This window comes from Candidatus Pelagibacter sp. PS_40 (assembly GCF_059417765.1).
On sequence record NZ_CM182064.1, the window covers coordinates 967,284 to 987,519 of the forward strand.

Genomic DNA, 20,236 nt, shown 5'->3' on the forward strand with positions numbered 1-20,236 from the left:
ATGGGTGGTTAGCTAATTTTTTTAGCAATCATCGCCTCTAGTAAAATTGCCGTTACGACTAAGGATTAATTGACAAGGATCTGTATCTTTAATTTCTTCTGCAATTATATTAAAATTTGAAGAACCTATGCTTGCAACACAAATTTCATAACCCATGTCTTTACCAATTTGATCTCCTCCACCAAATAAAATTGTTTCAATATCATTTGATGTTGACGAGGAAGGTGTACAGCTATCATCGTCCTGCGTGTAATAACTTCCACTATTTGAATATTCTTCTGTTTGAGCTAGTGATATTTGTAGCATCACATTTTTTGCAGATTTTTCTTTAGTGCCTGAAATATAACCGCTGTAAGTAATAACTCCTACAGAAGCTAAAATACCAATTATTGCTACCACAACTACAAGCTCAACCAGGGAAAACCCTAGTGAGCTTTTAGTTTTTATTTTTTTTGTTTCTTGCAATCGAGATGATTATTCTATTGCAACAGCATTAGTTAGTACGTCAGCAGTTGCGTCGTCACCATACTGTGTTGAAACGGTAATAGTTCCAGCACCATCCCCTGTTATTGTTGTAACACCTTTTCCTAATGCTAGACATGTTGTACTACCATCTGAAGCCGTTGGCACAGTACTACCGTCTGTTACTCCTTTACAAACTGGCGTGTATGTGTTTTTAAAATCTGCTAGTGCAGCAACAGCACCACTCATGATTAAAGCTTCTGTTCTGCCTGAACATGTTAAATTTCCACTCATTGCAGTAGACTCAGTACCCATGTTACATTTTTGAATTTCAGCAGCTAAATATTTTGTTACTGCCCCTTGGTTTGATTTAGAAGCATTAATTTTTGCACTCTTAGTGTAACCATTGTAAGCAACAACACCTACCGCAGCTAAAATACCTATAATTGCTACAACAACTAGCAATTCAATAAGTGTAAAACCTTTATTATTTTTCATAATTTCCTCTGTTATTAGTTATTATTATTAAATTTATTATAATTATTGATGATGTAAACTAAAAATCTTATTATATTAAATAATAATCAAAGATAATTGACCATATTGGGTTTACTTGTTTCTTATTTTTGTTAATAGCTATAAATAGTAAATAAAATATGAAATATAAAGTTACAGATAATGAAAATGTAAGCACTGTTTTTCTTACTGGAGAAATAGATATGGATGTTGCAGATGAGGTAAGAGAAATTGTTTTTCCTTTAATTGATGCTGGAAAAGAAGTTCATTTAAATTTAAAAGATGTACCCTACATGGACTCTTCTGGTATATCGATAATTATAGAAAGCAATCAAAGAGCTCGAGAGAAAAATACTAAAGTTGAACTTAAAGAGGTTAGTCAACCTGTTGAAAAAGTTCTAGCAATGGCAAGAAAGTTTTTATGACATACAAAATTACAGAAGAAGACAATATAAGCACCATATTTTTAGATGGTGAAATAGACATGGATAAAACGGATGAAGTTAAGGGAGTTATCTTTCCTGTTATCGACTCTGGTAAAAATGTTGCTTTAAATCTAAGTAATGTTCAATACATGGATTCTTCTGGTATTTCAGTTTTAATAGAAAGTCATCAAAAAGCCCTTGAGAAGGGAACCAAGCTTGTCATTAAAGATGTGAGTAAATCTGTTTTAAAAGTAATCATGATGGCAAAGTTAGAACAAATTTTAAATTTGGAGTAAATAAATTATGAGTTTAGAAAACTTTAGTCATTCAGAAAAAAAAGATTTTTTAGTTAGCTCAGCAAGTTTGAAAGATGTCAGAGCTTTTTCTAGAGATGTTTTTGAAAAATTTAAAATTGATGAAGATTTAAGAGAAGAGTTAGTTTTAGCGATTGCTGAAGCTGCGCAAAATATAGTTAAACATGCATATAAAGATATGCCTGACACTCAAGATAAAATGGTTGTAAGAATATCTTGTAATGATGATGTTCTAGAGATTTCTTTCTTTGATAAAGGCAAACCAGTAGAAAAAAGCAAAGTTAAACATAGAGCGATCGATGATATTAAACCAGGTGGACTAGGAACATTTTTCATTCAACAAATTATGGATTCAATTAATTTTGAACCAGGAAAAGAACCCTGGATTAATAATTTAGTTTTAACTAAAAAATTAAAAAATTAGTTAATTAAAGCACCCACATTAAATATTGGTGAGTACATGGCTATCATTAAACCACCAATCATTACTCCCATGAAAACAATCATGATAGGTTCAATTAAAGCAGACATGTTATCGACTGTAGTATCAAATTCTTCTTCATAATAAGCAGATACTGAATTAAACATTTCATCTAATTGACCTGTTTGTTCTCCAACAGAAATTAATTGACTAAAAGTTGGTGGGAAGAGTGGTTCTTTTAAAAAAAGTTTTGTTAAGGTATCACCAGAGAACACACCTTTTTTTACACTCTCTAGTGCATCCGTTATCACATCATTATTACTAACTGATTTTGCAATTTCTAAACTCTCTAATAAATTTACACCAGCAGCACTTAAATTACCTAAAATCAATGCAATTCTTGCCAGTAGAGATTTTAAGATCATATCTCCAAAAATAGGTAATTTTAAAATTTGTTTATGCCATCTAAAACGAATTGCAGCATTTCTTTTTACAATAAAATTAAACCCGAAATATCCACCTATTCCACCAAACAGAATTACTTTTCCACCTGTACCACTTAAAAAATCACTCATTGCCATGATGGTTGCTGTTGCAGCGGGTAATTCTAAGCCCATTCCATCGTACATTTTTGCAAATACTGGAACTACTTTAATCAACATAAAAGCACTTACAGTAATCGCTACCGTAAACATGATCGCTGGATACATTAAAGCTCCCTTAATTTTTTTCTTAATCTTTTCTTTTTTCTCTAATGAATCTACTATTTTAAGTAAAAATACATCTAGCTTACCACTTGCTTCACCAGCTTTAATCAAGTTGACATAAATATTATCAAAATATTGAGGATATTTTTCAAAACATTTTGATAGGTTCACACCCCCTTCTAAACTTTTTCTAATATCTTCTATAATGTCTTTAAGAGCAGGACTTTCTAATTGGTCCCTTAACATTATTAAAACCTGCAAAATAGGTAAGCCCGCCTTAACCATGGTTGCAAATTGCTTTGAGAATATAAGAATTTCTTCTACTTTAACTTTTTTTTTACCAAAAAGAGATGAGCCACCTGATTTTTTTTTTGCTTCACCTTTTTTTTTCTTAGACTTAATTATGTTGGTGATTATTACTTTTTTTTCTTTTAATAAATGAGAAGCTTCATCAAGGTTGATTGCCTCAATATCTCCTTCTACATATTTACCTTCGGATATTCCTTTATAAGTAAAAGCTTCCATTTTTATTCGCTTGAAAGAATTCTCTCATACTCTCTAAAATTAAGCTCACCAGATGCAATCATTCTTCTACCCATATCTTGCATCGTTCTAAATCCTTCCTTAATAGCTATTTCTCTTAATTCAGGAGTGGTTGCTTGTTTTAAAATAGCTTCTTTAATTGGTTTTGAGACCACTAAGATTTCATAAATACCTTGTCGACCTTTGTATCCTGAGTCACTACATTTTGCACAACCTTTACCTTTGATGGCTTTTACTTTTGAAGCGTCTTCATCACTAAACCCCATATCTTTAAGAACCTTAGGATTAACATCATCATCAGGCACTCTACAATCTTTACAATTTTTTCTAGCTAGTCTTTGGGCTACAACAAGTTGGCAGGCAGCACTTATTAAATAATCTGGCGTTCCCATGTTTTGTAATCTAGTAATAGTACTTGGAGCGTCATTAGTGTGTAGAGTACTAAATACTAAGTGACCTGTAAGGGCAGCCTTTAATCCGATATCAACTGTTTCTTTATCCCTCATCTCACCAACTAGAATAATTTCAGGGTCTTGTCTTAAAAAAGATCTTAAAGCTTTAGCAAAGGTAAAACCGATATCATCTTTAATTTGTACTTGTCCTACACCATCTAATTCATATTCCACAGGATCTTCAGCTGTTAAAATATTTAAATGGGGCTTACTTACTTCTTTTAAAATACTATATAACGTTGTTGATTTCCCAGATCCTGTTGGTCCAGTTACCAAAATTAATCCCTGACTACCGTGAATTCCTTTTCTTAGACTTTCTAAATCTTGCTTTTCAAAATTTAATTGTTCAAGGGTAATATCTCCCGCGTCTTTGTTAAGAATACGCATAACAATTCTCTCATTATTTGCAGTAGGTAAAATTGATAAACGTAAGTCAACTACTTTATTACCAATTTTAAAATTAATAGCTCCATCTTGTGGTAATCTTCTTTCTGCAATATCTAATTTACCCATAATTTTAAATCGAGTAACTACTGCCCCGTAATTGTCATGCAGAAACTGTCTATAGGTTTCTTGTTCTTGAAGCATACCGTCTAATCGATATCTTACTCTTGAACTAAATCGGTAAGGCTCTATATGAATATCACTAACACCCATTTTAATTGCATCTGCTACCACCGCTGTACTAAATTTGATTACCTCTGACTCATTTTCAATTGCTTCAATATCTTCTTCTGGTTTATTGTCTAAAACTTCCCCTGCATCTCCTAAATCTGTTTCAAAAGTTTTTGTTTTTCTCCTATTCTCATTTCGAATTGACGCAATAGTTACTTCATCTGTTTCACTTGATAATCTTTCAATATATTCAGAAATATCACCTATTTTTGCAGCATGAAGTTCTATGTTTTTTTTTGTAATAGCTTTTAAATTTCGCATCAATCCCAATTTTGAACTATCTGGGATTGCCATGTGTAAAGTTTTTCCATCAATTTTAAATGGTGCTACAAAATTCATCTTAATATAGTTTGATGGTAAAACTGTTTTTACTTCTTCAGTAATTTCAACTGACTTTAGATCAATTATTTCTAGATTTTGTTCTTTAATTAATAAATCAATTATTTTTTTTTCATCAGTAAGCTTTAATTCAAATATTGCATCAATTTGAGATTTATTGTTTTCAGTGCTTACTTTTTTAATATCTATTAAATCTTTTCCAGAAATAATGTCATTATCAATTAAGACATTAACTAAATTAATTTCACTCTCTCTACTTATTTTAAACATTATAAAATTCTTGGAGCGATAAATACCAATAACTCGTTCATTGTATCAGAATTTGATTTTCCACTAAGTACTTTTCCTAGAATTGGTACTTTTGACGTTCCTGGAACACCTTGTCTATTATTCGCTACGTTATTTTTTTTAATACCACCAATTACAACTATATCCCCATCAGCTACTAATAATTTTGTATTTATCTCCATTTTATTTACACCTACTGATGCTGCATTTGCTCTATTTGGAGTATCATTGTTTACTTGAATTGAAAGCATAACGTTTCCATCACCTATGATATTAGGAGTAACTATCAGTTTTAATGATGCATCAACTGGTTTATCTTCCCCTTCTCCACCATCAATATAAATTGTTTCACCCTGATTAATACTTGCTTGTTGATTATCTAATGTAAATAATTTTGGATTAGATACTGTTTTTGATAAGCCTTGAGCTTCTAAAAAATCAAGTTCAAGTTTTAAAACAGCAGAACCTGTTTTTTTCAATATTCCAATTCCACTTGTTGCAGCAGCTGACCCAAAATTTACTAAATTATCTGTTCCAGCACCGCTTGTAAAAGCACCTGTTGAATCAGATAATGCAGCCCCTGTTCCTGATGCAGCTCCTACACTGCTACCTCCTTGTGTACCACCCATTCTTAAACTTTTTCTTGTGTAAGCAGCTCCAAGTCTTTTTCCTAAACTTTGCTCAAATGTTGAAGTAGCTTCAACTATAAAAGCTTCTATTAAAACTTGTTTTGTTCTTTTATCAATTTCTCGAATAACTTTATCAACGATATCTAAATCTTTCTCTTTACCTCTAACAATAATTGATCTTGTGGTTGCTTCTTCCGTTACTTGTATTGGTATAAAATTCCCATTCGTTCCAACAGATGTAAATAATTCTGTGATTGTGGCTTTAGCTTCTGATGGGGTTATATAATAAAGTCTAAAAATTTCTGAAATAATTGGTTCTACTGAATCTTCTAATTCAACTTTTTTCTTAACTGCTGAAGCTCTCGCTGATTTATAACCTTCTTGTGACGTTAGATTAGCAGGAGTTGAAACTCTAATAATATTACTTGCTACATCTATGTCTGCTGCATAATTTTTTAAATCTAATAATGCATTAAATGCTTTATCCCATGGAACATTATCTAACTCTGCACTTATTGATCCTGCCACATCGTCACCTACTAAAATATTAATTTGACCAACTTCAGACATTAATTTCATTGCTTCTTTAAAATCTAAAGCTTGAAATTTAAAAGAAACATTTTGTTTTAAAGATTTGAAATCTTCCGAAATTAATAAATAATTTCTCTCTTTAACAGATGATATTTGTTTTCTTTTTTTAAGCTTTATGACATCACCTTCAGCAGGAGTTGGTCCCATTTCTACACTTTTTTCAACCTCTAGTTTTCCAGTTTTCTTGATATCAGTTTTTATTAGTGGGGTGTCGTGTTTAAAAGAACCAGTGTTTTTAGCAAATTTTTCAGCACAACCTGTTAAAAAAATAAATAAAAAAGGTAAAATTAAAAATAATATTTTGTTTTTAAATTTCATAATTATTTTGTTCTTTCTGTAATTTTATTATTAAAATTTATCACTAAGAGAGAGTTTTCATTTTTTTCAAAAACTGCTTCTCTATTATTTAATCCAACTAATTTTACTCCAGGGCTTAATTCTTCAAACCTAGCTAAAGTAATTATATTTCCACTTGAATTAATTAAAGATACGAACCCATCATCATTTGCAGAGGTCATTATCCCAACTAATTTAAACTTATATAAGCTCATTTCATTTTGTGCCTCTTCTGGATTACTTGATAAAATTGTATTACCACCAGTTAATGAACTATCTCCAGCAAAAGGATCGTTTAATGGAAGAGGCTCTTCATCTTTAATTTCTGATGAAATATTCGATTGTGAATTTGCCTGTTTTTCTTTGATCTTTTTATTTATCTCTTTAGCTTTATCAATAATGTTTTGCTCTTTATCATGACTATCAGCCATGGAAACTTTTGATAGCAACATAAAAAACACTGAAATAATGATTATTTTAAAAAAATTCATTTGGTAACCCCACTATTGTTAACGTACCTTTTACTTTTATCGCTCCAGTTGTATTCCCTTTTACCACCTGAATAGACTCTTTGTCAAAGTTTAACATTTTGTTAGAAAGCGATAGAGCTCTTTTAAATTTTATGTAACCAATAAAATTACCATCAATTTCAAAATCAACAGGGATCAAATAATAGGCAATATTTGCAACATTTTTAACTTGGTTGTTTTTCTTTTTTTTCGTTTTTTTACCGTCTGCTTGGGCTAAGGCTTGTGCTTTTAATACTTCTTGAATTACCTTTTTTTCAATTCTAGTGATTACTAGATCATTTTGTCCGGCGTATTCACTTAATGTTTGATAAAGACCCTCTACTTCAGCTTTAGAATGAAACAAGCTAGAGTATTTTTCATAATCAGGCTTAAGTTTTTTAATTCTTGCTCTCATTGAATAAATTTCAGAAGTAAATTTTGCAGTTTCTTGTATTTTCAAATTCATGTCGTCCAATTTAGCTTTTCTAGACTCAACCATTGGATTTAAAATTGCGTAATAAATTATTAAGAAAAAAACAATTGCACCAAAGATTATTCCTATTTTTATAAGAGTTTTTTTATCAGCTAATTTTGTAATCTGATCCTTGATATCAGACATGTTAATATTTTTTAAATCTATATCCATTGCTATATTTTACCTGTTTTAATTTTTACAAACACTCTAAAACCTTTCATTGTAGCACCACCTGCTGTAGATTTTGGTAATCGCATTGATGATAATGATGCTTGCTCAACCAATTTTTGATTTCCTAAATTTTCTATAAATTTCAAAATATCTTGATCACTTGCAGCTATTCCTTGAATAGTTAATCTTCTAGATCCATTAAATTCAACTTGATCAAATTTTACACGGTTTGGAACACTTGAGGCTACTTGAGCTAAAATTCTATAAGTTAATTCTTTATTTGATTTAAGTGTTCTACTTAATTTTAAAGACGTATTAATTACACTAAGTTCTTTTGAAACTATTTTTTTCTGTTTAATAATTTTAGCATGATCTATTTTTACAGTTTCATATTGTTTTAATTTATTATTATAGGAAACAATATTCCAAAAAGATAAACCAAATAATACCACATAAATTGCAACTACAGCAGCAGTAATACCCTTGAATGCAAAACCTGAAATTGCTTTCATCTTCTTTTGCTTCATTACATTTGATCTATCTGGAAGAAGATTTATATTTTTAACTGCAGTAACAAATTTATAATAACCAAAGACATCAAGTTTTCTAAAGGCTAAGCCAACAGAAGTAGATAGATAAGATCTATTTAACTTATTATCTAAAATTTGTTGATACTGACTTGGAATTTTTAATCCTTCTGTGGGATCAAAAGTGTTAAATCCAACATTCATTAAAATTTTTCTAAAACTTCCTAAATATTCATCGACATTTTTAATATCTGAAACAACTTTTATGTTTCGAATTCTCTTTTCATATTTAGTCTCAAAATCTTGAATTGCTTGCTTAACTTGAGTAACATATCTTCTAACTAATCCTTCTTTTTCTTCAGTATCTTGGGAATCTTGTAAAATTTTTCTATCTTGCCCTCTAATAAAAATATCAGTTATTATTGGGTTATTATTATAGAGGATCATTAAATAATTTTCATCTAATCCAAATTCTAAAACAGCAGTTAAATTGGCATCCTCAGTTTTATTTGTTATTTGATTAACTTGATCAACTGATGACTTTAAAGCAAAACATTTAACATCTATGATTACAGGATTTAAACCTGCATTTTTAATTATTGAAGTATAACTATTTATATCAGTTAATTTTGATGCAACGAATAAAATATCCATTGTATTTTCTTTATCATTTCTATTTATGACTTGATGAAAAATAGAATAATCTTCCAAACTATCTGTTAGTTGAACTAGGTTTTCCCACAATGAATTAGTTTCGATTGCTTTATTTAATTCATCTTCTTTCATTAAAGGTGCGGTGACTACTCTTATGATTGCACTAGTTACCGGAATAGCAATTGCTGCATTTGGTGAAGTTATTTTGTATTTTTGAATTGCTAATACTAATTCTTCTGAAAATTTATCCGCATTATCAATTGGAGTACTATCATCTGTAATGTCGACGGGGTGAATATGTAATTTTTCTAACACCCATTGATTAGCTTTGTTACTAGAAACTTGGACTATTCTTATTTCTTTATTTGCTAACTCAATACCAATTATTTCTTCGCCTTGAACACTAGATTTACCTAATTTGGATTTGAAAAAATTTTGTATTTTTGATTTATAATTTCCAACTTTAGAATTATTAAAAGATGATTTTTTTATATTTTTAGCAAAATCTGGTTTTTTAATTTTAATTTCCTTAATTTTTCCAAAAATATTTGATAATTTACTTTTTACCTGATCTTGGGTAGATATTTCTGAGTTTTCATTTAATGGAACACTTGAAGTTTGTGGTTGTGCTTCATTATTACTTTGATTGGTTGTTGAAATATCAATTTGTGAAGATTCACCCTCTTCTGGCTTAATATTTTCTTCAATTTTTAATTTTTTACTTTCTTCATGAACATCATCAAACCATTTTTCCAAAATTGGTATTGCATCATCTAAATTTGTTGTTCCAGAAGATGAAATTTTTTGTTTACCATCAATATAAAGTCTACCTACCCAGTTTCTTGATTTAAGTTCACCTTTATATTTATCTTGCCTTACATATATATGTAGTCTTCCATCTTTTTTATGAATTACCTCATGCTCTTTTTTTTGTTCCTCATTATTAGTATTTGATGCACTTACATTTTGCTCAACAGATTCATCTTGAGATTGTAAAGTTTCTGAATTTTCAGTTAAATTATCATTTTCATTGGATTTTTCTGATTCATTATTATCAGTTTCTTGAGGATTTAAAGTATCAGTTGAATCGTTTTCAGATTGGTTTTCCTGATCACTCTTTAAAGTCTCTTCATCATTATTAGTATTTGATGCACTTACATTTTGCTCAACAGATTCATCTTGAGATTGTAAAGTTTCTGAATTTTCAGTTAAATTATCATTTTCATTGGATTTTTCTGATTCATTATTATCAGTTTCTTGAGGATTTAAAGTATCAGTTGAATCGTTTTCAGATTGGTTTTCCTGATCACTCTTGAGAGTATCTTCCTCTTTATAATCAAATTTATCTTTATTATCTTCGTCCATAAAACTTATAAATAAAAATTAATATTTAAATTGTTAATTGATTCTCTAACACAAAATTAATAAAATTCTAACACAAGATTATAATCATTATGTTCAAAATGGGTTGAATTTAATAATGAAATACAAAATATTCAATTAAATCAACAGTTTATTAAAATCATTGAAAAAAATTAAATTTAAGATATTTTTTTCTAAATAATATTTTCTCTAACACATTTATCATAATTTTATCTTTTTATATTGTGTTAGAAATTTAATATTTTTTTCTATTTTTAAAAAATAAGTAAAATAGCTATTTTTTATTAAAACAACTTTTAATTGTTTTTTGTGTGAGAGAAAATTTTTTTTGTGTGAGAGAAAAATTTATTTGTGTTATAATTTTTTTAATTTTTTTTGTTTAGAATTATTCTAATATATTTTTTTTTCCTACATTAGAAATATTCCAAACTATTTTTTTTCTCTTTAGAAAGATTCTAATATATTTTTATTTCACTTTAGAAAGATTCTAATATATTTTTTGCAAATTTTAGAATTATTCTAATTTATAAAAAAAAAAAATTATTTTTTTTTCTCTAACACAAAAATTTTATTCTAACACATTTAAAAAAAAAAAATTATTTCATTTTGTGTTAGAAAATTAACATAATATTCTTTTTTAAAAAAGTAAGCAAAATCAACGTTTTTAATATTATGAATATAAAACATAAAATGTGTTAGAGCTATATTTATTTTGTGTTATAATTATTAATATTATCATATTTTTAAAAAAGTCAATAAAATCAACATTTTTTATATTTTCAATAAATTTATTGATTTGTGTTAGAGATAATTTTAATTTTTATCCTATGTGTTAGAGATAATTTATATTTTTTATGCTGTGTGTTAGAGATAAATATGAATATTAACAAAAGCTCAAACAGCCTTACATCACTCATCCCTTTGGGATAATATATATAAATTTTAACATTGATCCATCAAATTGTTGATTATTGCGGATGGCAATATTAGATTTTGATACAATTTATATTATGGTTAAAGCCTAAATCTGGGGACTAAACTCAAATTAACTAATTAAATCTGATTTGTAGCAAATTATGAGAGATTTCACTCTAAATTAGAGATTTGACTACCAGTATAGGATTTATAGCAAATTATGAGAGATTTCACTCTAAATTAGAGATTTGACTAGGATTGCAGGATTTATTTCTAATTATCAGATATTTGACCCAAAATTAGAATTATTACATGAAACTGGGGGTAATTACTCTTATTAACTGGAAACTATCCCATAAACATTTTTACTCTATCTTAAATAGTGTAAATAAAAACATCTATCCATAATTATTAACCATCAACCGTTACAATTGTTAAATCATCCTTTTGTATTCGACCAGATTTAATTATATCCTCGATAATCTTGTTTAATCTTTCATGGTTTGGAATTTGTTGATACTTTTTTATATAATCTTTAAATCCTTCTGCCTCTAACATACTTCCTTTAGCATCTCTTATTTCCGTAATACCATCAGTAAAAATATACATTGAGCTGTTTGAAAAATTAATTTTGGTTTCTTTAAATTTAAACTTAGGAGCAATGCCTAAAGGAGGTCCTGCTTCTTCAAAATTAGAAAAGTTTCCATCTTTAGAATAAATTAACGGAGGTTCATGACCAGCGTTTGATAAAGTTAATTCTTTTTTGTTACTATCGTAAATTCCAACCAGCATTGTTACAAACATTCCTCTTGAAGTAGTTTCACAAATTTCTGTATTTAAAATATCTAAAAGACCTGCTGCAGAAAAATTTGTTTTACTTAAACATCTATAAAGACTAGATGCTTTAGACATTAGTAATGAAGATTTAATTCCTTTACCTGAAACATCTGCAACTCCAAATCCGTAAACTCCATTAGATAATTCTGAAAAATTATAAAAGTCTCCAGAAACAACTTTGGCAGGAATATTTATTCCAGCAATAGGAAAATTTTCTTTAATGTTTTGAGATAGTAATGTTTTTTGAATCTCTCCAACAATTTCTATTTCTTTTTCTATTCTATTTTTAACAATCAAATCTTTTGCCATCTTAGCATTTCTAATTGCTAATGCAGCAGGACCAGATAAAGTTTCTAAAAGTTTTCTATCGCTTTCTTCAAAAAGTTTGTTGTCTGTTTTTTTATTTAAACAATGAATAACACCAATACATTCATCTGAAACAATTAATGGTGAACATAAAACAGAATAAGTTGTAAAATTTGTTTTATTATCTAAATCAAAATAAAATTCTGCAATTTCTCTTACATCCTTTCTAACATCTCCAACTCTTATACATTGTTTCATGAGTGCTGCTTTTCCCATGACACCTTGAGTAATTGGAATTTCAAAATCTTCTAGATATGCTTGGTGTTTTGATGCAATACATTGAAAGTTTTGCTTATCATTATCTATTAAAAAAATGTTAGCAGCTTGAGCATTAATTCTTTTAATAATTAGCTCTAATGAAGTTTGTAGTGTTTCTTTTAAATCAAGAGTTTTAGCAAACTCCTGGCCCATTTTTGTAACCAATTCTAAGTCTTTAACGCTTGTATTGTCGACTTTTATTGTTTCTGTTTTTTTAGCACCAAAGAACATGTTATTTATAAATTGATATTCATTAAATTTTTGATAGTTTTGAGACTGATGGAACTCATTATTCATAGTCCTAACTTCTACTTACACCTTACAGACGCAATGATGCTTGTACAATATTGCATTGATGGTTTCATAGAACTGTCATCCAAAATTAAATTATAAGTTGTGTTATATCTTATAGCATTTATCTTTGGAAGTATATGGGGCAGCTTTAGTAACGTTTGTATCCATAGAATTCCTGACGATATAAGCGTTGTAACAGGAAGATCCCACTGTCCATCCTGTAAAACCCTAATTAAATGGCACGATAACATTCCATTATTTTCATATTTGTTTTTAAAAGCAAAATGCAGAGGTTGTTCGGCTAAAATTAATATTAAATATTTTTTAGTAGAATTAATATCAGCAATAAATTTTGTAGTAATTTTTCATTTCTTTGGAGTTTCATTAACTACTCTTCTTTTTTTTATTTTAAGCATCTGTTTTGTGATTATTTTTTTTATTGATTTAAAACATTTCATAATTCCAAATGAGTTAACATACCCTCTTATGATAATTGGTTTATTAAAATCATTTGATCCAAATTTAAATACCACTCTGTTTCCAAATTTAGTTAACTCTTTAATAGGTGGTTTGTTTGGTTACATAATCATTTGGTTAATAATTTTTACTTATAAAAAATTAAGAAACAAAGAAGGAATGGGTTTGGGTGATGCTAAATTACTTTCTGTAATTGGTTTTTGGTTTGGATGGGCTTCAATTCCTTTTGTAATATTTTTTTCATCTGTCATTGCACTTTTAAGTGTTGTCCCAGATATAATTAAAAATAAAAAAGATCTTTCGTCTCAAATTCCTTTTGGTCCTTATTTAATTATAGGAAACTTAGTTTTTCTTATTTTTAATGAACAGATAAGATTATTTTTGAATTAAGAATATAACCCAGAGTGGTCGATTAACCATTAGAATTATTTTTTAAATTAATATAGATCAGTGTGTATGAAAAAATTTCTTTCCATAATAACCATATTCACTTTATCTTTTTATATATTGGTTGAATTTATAGGAGACAGATTAATTAAAAATATATTAGAAGATAATATTTCAAGTTCATTAAATAGAGAAGTATCAATTAAAAAATTAAGTATTGATTATTTAAGTGGTGAAGCTCGTGCAAATAACATTAAGATACTTAACAAAAAGTTTGATGGTAATTTAGCAGAAGTAGATTTTGTTAAAGTAAATTTAGATACATTCTCAATTTTTTCTAATGATATATTGATTAACGATGTTCAATTAAACAATATAAATTTAAATTATTATTTTAAATTTTCTGACAGAATTACTTCAGACAATCTAAGAAATCTTCAACAAGATCTTGAATTTAAAAATACCGACTCTCAATCAAGCAAATACTTTAATATTAAAAACCTAGATGCTAAAAATATTAATTTAGCCGTATTATCTTCTGATTTTGATTTTGAAAAAACCTTTACAATTAATGATATGAATTTTAAAGATATTGGTAATACTAAGGATAGTAAAAACTACAAAGATATTTTAAAAAAAGTATTTAAAGACATGGTGGTTGATGTACGAGAAAAAATAATGAGTAATAATTTATTAGATGCTGTTAAAAATTTGGATATCAAGCAAATAGAGGATACAGTAAAAGACAAATTAAAGAACAAGCTGAAAGGTTTGATTAACTAAATGAATACTTTTTTATTTATCAACATTATTATTGCATCATTAAATATATTCATTTTAGTTTATGCATATTCTTTAAATTTTTTTCCAATCAAATGGAGAAAAAAAATAAAACAAGATTCAATTGTTGGTTTGGCAATTATATTTATAACTATGCTTGATATGTTTGTGTGGGTTATATATTCCTATTTTAGGTTGTTTTCAGCTTCTTAGATCCACTTGTGAGAGTGTTATAACTTGAATTAATATCCTGTATCTCTCCAACCACCTGTATTTGACAAGATCTCACCAGGAACAGCTATAACAGAATATAAAGTATCACTGTCTTCACTAGGCCCTGCAACGTTTGCGTAAAGTTTGTCACCAAATATTACTAATTCAGATAAAACCCCTTCTCTAATGAATGTACAGTTGCTTCCGTTAGCTTCTGCGCCTTTAACAAGTTTATGTGAATTATTAGTTCCACATTCATCATCTGCTACACAAATATATGCATTTCCAATATTACATCGATTTGATCCTGGAGGCGGTTCATAAACTGGAAAATATACTTGTCCTTTAAATAAAGTTGGTGGGGCAGATGCTTTTCTGTGTGAATTATTATCACCTTGTGTATCTAAATGGATTACCCAGGCACTTTCTGCAGAATCTGGGCAAAGACTAGCATCAGTATCTCCTGTAACATCTGAGCAAACAGTTGCATCATCAATCGATTTAGCATTATCAGCTCCTTGATGAGCTGTGGATGTAAAAGCTTGATCATCAAATGAAGGAATAGTCACTCCATTTAAATGTTTAAAATAAGGATAATCAAAATCTCTAATCCCATATAAAATATTATCCATATTTCTATCTATATCTCCAAGTTTATTAAAGTCTCCAGTACCACCAAACAACCAAAAATCTTTTGTGGTAACTCCTACACCTGCATCCATTGAGAAAAAAGTATATCTTTTATTGGTAGTACTTGCGTTTAATCTAAATAAGGTTGTTTGATCAAATAATTTAGCATCATTTTTTGTAGAGTCTGTTAAATTTATTTTAGTAATTTTTCCTTCTCTATCATTAATATAAACCATTGCCCCACGCCAAGGAATTCCAAATCCAGTATCAGGAGTGATCACAAGTGGGGACGTTGGAACCGCATTATTAATATTGCTACCGTAAGGTGTTTCAATTATATCATTTCCAAGAGCCACGCCTGATGGCGATGTATCAACAATTGTAATTGGTCCACCATTTTGATCTCCACCGTAAAGTTTTCCTGGCTCATCCATATTGTCTAATTCAACCATAAACAAAGCAGAGCCCGCACATAAATTATTATTAGCCATTCCTGCACCCATAATTGCAACATATTTATCATTTGCTGGGTCTTCTCTCTCTGCTTCAATGTCTGATGGTAATCTTACAATTCTTGGTGTTGACCAAGTTTCACCTAATTTACTATAGTCAAAGAATGGATCAATTCCAGAAGATGATGTGCATGAGGTTTGAACAAATATATTTGTTGTTTCTCTTGTTTCATTTACACTTCCACCTGGATTATAAATTTTATCTTCATCAAAAGTAATTACAAATTGGCCATCGATCATTCTTGCATCTGAAAATTCTACTGGCAAAAATTCACCATCAACCATTTCTGAAACATTTATCATGTTTTCAGGTATGGATTGATTATTTGGGGTATTAAAAGATATATCACTAAAAGTGAAAGTTCTTCCTATGTAACAAGAAGCAGTTCCAGCAGTTTTAAATTCTCCAGTCACATCTGCATCAGACTGACATACAGCAATTGCATCTTGATTAGTAGTCGTCTCCGAGTCGATGGCTTCATCAGCAGTAACAGCTTCATTAAAATTTGATTGCGCTTTTAGGGCTTCATCTGAAGCAGATATTTCTGCAGAGCTTGAAAAATACTCTAATTCTCTAACTTCTCCTTCGTTGTCCATGATATATACAACATTATTAATATAATCATTATATACACTGAACATATGCATTGGTCCTAAACCATCTCTTACTAGTGGAGTGGTTACATCTAATACTGAAAAACCAGATCCACCTCTTCCAAACGGTTGGAATAATATGGTATGCCAACTAGCGGAACCTTCGACATCACCCTCTGGAGTTAAGCCTTTCATAAACACATCATGGACAACTGGAGAGCCGTCTACTCCAAACACTGCATTACTACCTCCCTTAAATCCATCAATTGCTCCATCAAGTCTGGAGTTAATTAATGTAGGTAATTTTCCAATTAAAAAGGGTGGTAAGAATGCCCATTCTTCATTTCCTGTTTCAGCAGAAAAAGCATGGAGTAATCCACTGTTAGAACCTGCATATAAAATATTTCTTCTACTTTGTTGTGAAGCTTTAAAGGCTTGATAATTATTTATAGTTCTAAAGTAAGCTTCTTGGTTATTATCAGTAAATTGGGTATTTCCATCTGGTGCGCCAATTTCAATTAATTGAGAATGATATATATCTCCAAGAACATGGCTTCTTAATTCTGTAGTGTCACAATCTCCATCATAATCAAAAAAATCTTGACCAGCTAAAAAACGTAGAATTCCATCTCGCTCATCATCTGTGGTATCATCTCCACCACATTTTGATGTTGAGGAATGATAATTTCTAAGAACATATCCTAGTCTTTCCATCTCAGGTTCTAAAGTTGGTGCAGTAGCCTCATTAACGTTATCCCAATTTCCTAAATAATCTAAACTTTGATCTGCAATGGGTGTCCATATATTTCTGCTATCAGCTGTACCAGGATCTGTAGGCCCGCCAGCTGCTTGCGTTCTTACTCGAGCTGCTGCATCCCAGTTTCCTGGTGCGTTAGGATCATGTTCAACTGTTCCATCTGCATTTAAAGTTTTCCTCAATATGGTTCCTTTCCACTCTCCAAATTGTTCATAAGCAAATTGCGCTTGGTATAATGAACCCCCTTGTTGAATGGTTGCTGTAATGGATGGTGCGGTAAATGCTAATCGCTCAGCTAAAATTTGTCTAATTTTCTGCTGAAGCTCAGTCTGAAGTTCCAGAGGTGTAGTGGCTACAATAGTTTGTTCACAATCTTCACCACCTGCTGCATCACATGAACCAACTAAAGCTAATTCATTAAATCTATTCATACCACTAGCTTTTATTCCATCTCCATAAGCAACCATCAAAGTTTTAATTCCTAATTCCTCTCTCATTCTCGTAAGTCTGCCTGCCGTCCGCCCTTGAAAACTAGTTGAAGCAGTTCCTGTACCAGACATCTCACCATCACCAATAACAATTACATAATTTAACTGACAGTCAGAGTTTGGGTCATGAGGAGAAACTGGACCAAAAAAATAATCATGAGCAATCTGAGAAAATGCTTCAGAGTCTGTGCCCCACTCCACTCCTAATCTCTCAACAACAGGAATAGCGTTATTAGCACCCTCTGGACCAATTCCAACATTTAAACAAGAATTACCAGTACATATTCTGCTTCGACCAGCAGGATGATTGCCGGACCAACCTCCATAATAATTGCAAGAAGTACCACTACCATGGCAATATTTGCCACCTCTTATACCAGTTTTTCCCTGACTACCTTCGCCAGCGTTCCAGTGACCAAAACCAAAATTAGCACCACTAGTTAAAGTACTATCTGTCAAAACGGCAATAATTGCTGCTTTTGCTCCGTCTAGTCTTGTTATTTTTGGCCCACCATATTGAATTTGCCAAGCTGTATTTCTATTTGCAGATGTAAAATTAGCTTCTGTTAATTCATCAACATAACTATTATGACTAAATAAAATTCTCCCACCAGATTTACTTATAGCAGTTAGTGCATTTGTAACTCTAACGCTATCAGCAGCTAAATTTCCAGCAGCTTGACCAGCGTTTGAAAGTGAGCTAGCGGTTCCTAGACCGGTAATACGTGTACAAATGTTGTACCCAGCAGTCCATTGTACTCTTACAAGTTCTCTTCCGCTACCTCCTACAAAAAAAATATCATCGTCATTGCTAGATAACTCAAATTGTGTAATTTGGTTTATAGTTGAGTTACGGCTAGCACGACACTCCTTTTTTTCACCCCAGGCATATGAAATTACATTTTGTCCTCCAACATTTCTTGTTGCATATTCATAAAGATTCCCATCATCAGAAATATACATTCTTGTAGAGTCGCTATTTAATCTATAACGGTTTCCGTCATATATTCTGCCAAACACATCCGTTTGACCTTTACCTCTACCTGTAATTTCTTCGCAATCAGCTTGATTTAGATTACAGGTCATTTGAAAAGCATTTTTTCTACCCGATCTACCAAAAACTCCTACAATAATATGTCCTGCTGCATTAGCACTAATGTCCATACCGCGAATATGTTTTACACTATTTACCGTTAGTGCAAGTCTACATCTATATTGTGTATCAAGGGCAATAACTGCAACAGAAGAGGACCTATCATCAAATTGAACAGCAAATAAAAGATTTTCGTTACTGATATTAGTTCCTGGAACAGTTACTCCTGTTACATAGCGAGCTTCATGATATTTTCTAGTTGTAGAAATAAGATGATTAGTTGTTCTGGATCCATCCCTTAAACGGTAATCACATCGTTGATCAGTATTACTTCCTGCCCACCAAGTATCTCTTGTATAAGATCCGCCTGATTGATTGGTTCCAGTAAAGTTAATTCTCTCACCGGCAGAATTAAAAAGATATAATCCTCCCAGCGATTTATCGGCACTTGTTAAAACCCTATTTCCATTTCCATCGATTGCAGCAGAGCTTATAACAGGAATACCATCTCCTAATGTACGTCTCATACTAGCGGAGCTATCTAATAAAATTAAAATATTAGCTGGTACATCCCCTTCACCTGATCCAGGTGGCAATGGTTTTGCATAAGATGTTTGATTAAAATTAATAATTAAAATTAATAAACTAAATAATTTAAATAATATTTTCATAAATTAAAAAAACTTTATGACATTAGGTCCGAACAAAAATGAATCAAACTCTGGCTTTGTAATAATTAACATTTCATAAATTCCACTTGAATCACTAACTCTACCATAAATGACGTCATCACCAAAAGATGACAAAGATATAGCCCCTGTCCACTCTTCATCAAAATCTACTTCACTTTTGTACCCTAAATGTGTTTTTGCAAAGTCTATGATTTTGTTATTTTTTGCTTCACCCAAAGCACCTTCAATTTCAGTTCCAATGAGTTTTCCTTCTTTAATAAATACTTTTAAAACACTATTTTCTAATTGAGAATTTTCACATAAATTTAAACTGTCATATTCTTTAACGTAGGTAGCAGTTGGATCACCACCACCCGGAGGCTCGTCTAAATTATCATATTTTTCAATGATGCTTGAAACTGGGGTACCAATTTGTTCTTTTAAAAATTCACACGCCCCACTCATGGTTAATGAACTGAAATATAAAAAAAGTGATAACAATCCAATAAAGATATTTTTCATTATCATTAATAATAGCCAATATTTT

At 30.2% G+C, this 20,236-nt stretch carries 17 protein-coding genes; 6 read left to right on the top strand and 11 right to left on the bottom strand.

Features of this window, described 5'->3' with window-relative positions; all coding sequences use genetic code 11:
- Positions 1-21: 21 nt before the first annotated feature.
- Together AC5SLW_RS05130 and AC5SLW_RS05135 are read right to left on the bottom strand one after the other, a co-directional pair.
- Positions 22-465, bottom strand: coding sequence for a type IV pilin protein (locus tag AC5SLW_RS05130; RefSeq protein WP_494574820.1), 444 nt, complete (start codon positions 463-465; stop codon positions 22-24).
- 9 nt (positions 466-474) lie between these two features.
- Positions 475-960, bottom strand: a complete 486-nt coding sequence (locus tag AC5SLW_RS05135) for a prepilin-type N-terminal cleavage/methylation domain-containing protein (protein WP_006997854.1) — start codon at positions 958-960, stop codon at positions 475-477.
- 158 nt (positions 961-1,118) lie between these two features.
- Between AC5SLW_RS05135 and AC5SLW_RS05140 the strand changes: the two genes are divergently transcribed.
- The 3 genes from AC5SLW_RS05140 to AC5SLW_RS05150 are packed head-to-tail and all read left to right on the top strand — an operon-like array spanning position 1,119 to position 2,141.
- The gene (locus AC5SLW_RS05140) at positions 1,119-1,403 is read left to right on the top strand and encodes an STAS domain-containing protein (RefSeq protein WP_006997853.1); all 285 of its coding nucleotides are present in this window, start codon (positions 1,119-1,121) and stop codon (positions 1,401-1,403) included.
- Positions 1,400-1,699 carry an STAS domain-containing protein gene (locus tag AC5SLW_RS05145; protein ID WP_006997852.1) on the top strand — a complete coding sequence of 100 codons (300 nt, stop codon included), beginning with the start codon at positions 1,400-1,402 and terminating at the stop codon, positions 1,697-1,699. Before AC5SLW_RS05140 ends, AC5SLW_RS05145 begins: the two co-directional genes overlap by 4 nt.
- 7 nt (positions 1,700-1,706) lie before the next feature.
- Entirely contained in the window at positions 1,707-2,141 is a 435-nt protein-coding gene (locus AC5SLW_RS05150) for an ATP-binding protein (RefSeq protein WP_006997851.1), read from the top strand.
- Here the strand turns inward: AC5SLW_RS05150 and AC5SLW_RS05155 are convergent.
- The 7 genes from AC5SLW_RS05155 to AC5SLW_RS05185 all read right to left on the bottom strand — a co-directional run bounded on the left by AC5SLW_RS05155 (position 2,138) and on the right by AC5SLW_RS05185 (position 13,090).
- Positions 2,138-3,370, bottom strand: a complete 1,233-nt coding sequence (locus AC5SLW_RS05155; protein WP_006997850.1) for a type II secretion system F family protein — start codon at positions 3,368-3,370, stop codon at positions 2,138-2,140. The genes AC5SLW_RS05150 and AC5SLW_RS05155 overlap by 4 nt on opposite strands.
- 2 nt (positions 3,371-3,372) lie before the next feature.
- Positions 3,373-5,124 (bottom strand): GspE/PulE family protein, encoded by a 1,752-nt coding sequence (locus AC5SLW_RS05160; RefSeq protein WP_006997849.1) that lies wholly within the window; start codon positions 5,122-5,124, stop codon positions 3,373-3,375.
- Positions 5,124-6,680 (bottom strand): secretin GspD/PilQ domain-containing protein, encoded by a 1,557-nt coding sequence (locus AC5SLW_RS05165; protein ID WP_006997848.1) that lies wholly within the window; start codon positions 6,678-6,680, stop codon positions 5,124-5,126. The genes AC5SLW_RS05160 and AC5SLW_RS05165 overlap by 1 nt, the downstream gene beginning before the upstream one ends.
- Positions 6,681-6,682: 2 nt before the next feature.
- Entirely contained in the window at positions 6,683-7,189 is a 507-nt protein-coding gene (locus AC5SLW_RS05170; RefSeq protein ID WP_006997847.1) for a hypothetical protein, read from the bottom strand.
- Positions 7,176-7,853, bottom strand: coding sequence for a hypothetical protein (locus AC5SLW_RS05175; protein ID WP_006997846.1), 678 nt, complete (start codon positions 7,851-7,853; stop codon positions 7,176-7,178). The genes AC5SLW_RS05170 and AC5SLW_RS05175 overlap by 14 nt, the downstream gene beginning before the upstream one ends.
- A gap of 2 nt (positions 7,854-7,855) precedes the next feature.
- Entirely contained in the window at positions 7,856-10,399 is a 2,544-nt protein-coding gene (gene pilM / locus AC5SLW_RS05180; RefSeq protein WP_271512185.1) for a pilus assembly protein PilM, read from the bottom strand.
- Positions 10,400-11,743: 1,344 nt separating this feature from the next.
- A complete protein-coding gene (locus tag AC5SLW_RS05185) occupies positions 11,744-13,090 on the bottom strand; it encodes a GAF domain-containing SpoIIE family protein phosphatase (protein ID WP_006997844.1) in 1,347 nt (448 codons plus the stop codon).
- Positions 13,091-13,189: 99 nt separating this feature from the next.
- Between AC5SLW_RS05185 and AC5SLW_RS05190 the strand changes: the two genes are divergently transcribed.
- From AC5SLW_RS05190 to AC5SLW_RS05200, 3 genes are all read left to right on the top strand, one after another.
- On the top strand, positions 13,190-13,954 hold the full coding sequence (locus AC5SLW_RS05190; RefSeq protein WP_027307142.1) for a prepilin peptidase: 765 nt from the start codon (positions 13,190-13,192) through the stop codon (positions 13,952-13,954).
- Between the two features lie 66 nt (positions 13,955-14,020).
- On the top strand, positions 14,021-14,734 hold the full coding sequence (locus AC5SLW_RS05195) for an AsmA family protein (protein ID WP_006997842.1): 714 nt from the start codon (positions 14,021-14,023) through the stop codon (positions 14,732-14,734).
- On the top strand, positions 14,735-14,944 hold the full coding sequence (locus AC5SLW_RS05200; RefSeq protein WP_006997841.1) for a hypothetical protein: 210 nt from the start codon (positions 14,735-14,737) through the stop codon (positions 14,942-14,944).
- 29 nt (positions 14,945-14,973) lie between these two features.
- Here AC5SLW_RS05200 and AC5SLW_RS05205 read toward each other — a convergent pair whose 3' ends face one another.
- Both AC5SLW_RS05205 and AC5SLW_RS05210 read right to left on the bottom strand, forming a co-directional pair.
- Positions 14,974-19,689, bottom strand: coding sequence for a PilC/PilY family type IV pilus protein (locus tag AC5SLW_RS05205; protein ID WP_494574824.1), 4,716 nt, complete (start codon positions 19,687-19,689; stop codon positions 14,974-14,976).
- Positions 19,690-19,692: 3 nt separating this feature from the next.
- A complete protein-coding gene (locus AC5SLW_RS05210; RefSeq protein WP_494573926.1) occupies positions 19,693-20,211 on the bottom strand; it encodes a pilus assembly protein in 519 nt (172 codons plus the stop codon).
- Between the last annotated feature and the right edge of the window lie 25 nt (positions 20,212-20,236).

Coding starts and splice junctions, on each gene's coding strand:
- AC5SLW_RS05135 (WP_006997854.1), bottom strand. CDS start 960: ATGAAAAATAATAAAGGTTTTACACTTATTGAATTGCTAGTTGTTGTA.
- AC5SLW_RS05140 (WP_006997853.1), top strand. CDS start 1,119: ATGAAATATAAAGTTACAGATAATGAAAATGTAAGCACTGTTTTTCTT.
- AC5SLW_RS05145 (WP_006997852.1), top strand. CDS start 1,400: ATGACATACAAAATTACAGAAGAAGACAATATAAGCACCATATTTTTA.
- AC5SLW_RS05150 (WP_006997851.1), top strand. CDS start 1,707: ATGAGTTTAGAAAACTTTAGTCATTCAGAAAAAAAAGATTTTTTAGTT.
- AC5SLW_RS05155 (WP_006997850.1), bottom strand. CDS start 3,370: ATGGAAGCTTTTACTTATAAAGGAATATCCGAAGGTAAATATGTAGAA.
- AC5SLW_RS05160 (WP_006997849.1), bottom strand. CDS start 5,124: ATGTTTAAAATAAGTAGAGAGAGTGAAATTAATTTAGTTAATGTCTTA.
- AC5SLW_RS05165 (WP_006997848.1), bottom strand. CDS start 6,680: ATGAAATTTAAAAACAAAATATTATTTTTAATTTTACCTTTTTTATTT.
- AC5SLW_RS05170 (WP_006997847.1), bottom strand. CDS start 7,189: ATGAATTTTTTTAAAATAATCATTATTTCAGTGTTTTTTATGTTGCTA.
- AC5SLW_RS05175 (WP_006997846.1), bottom strand. CDS start 7,853: ATGGATATAGATTTAAAAAATATTAACATGTCTGATATCAAGGATCAG.
- pilM (WP_271512185.1), bottom strand. CDS start 10,399: ATGGACGAAGATAATAAAGATAAATTTGATTATAAAGAGGAAGATACT.
- AC5SLW_RS05185 (WP_006997844.1), bottom strand. CDS start 13,090: ATGAATAATGAGTTCCATCAGTCTCAAAACTATCAAAAATTTAATGAA.
- AC5SLW_RS05195 (WP_006997842.1), top strand. CDS start 14,021: ATGAAAAAATTTCTTTCCATAATAACCATATTCACTTTATCTTTTTAT.
- AC5SLW_RS05200 (WP_006997841.1), top strand. CDS start 14,735: ATGAATACTTTTTTATTTATCAACATTATTATTGCATCATTAAATATA.
- AC5SLW_RS05205 (WP_494574824.1), bottom strand. CDS start 19,689: ATGAAAATATTATTTAAATTATTTAGTTTATTAATTTTAATTATTAAT.
- AC5SLW_RS05210 (WP_494573926.1), bottom strand. CDS start 20,211: ATGAAAAATATCTTTATTGGATTGTTATCACTTTTTTTATATTTCAGT.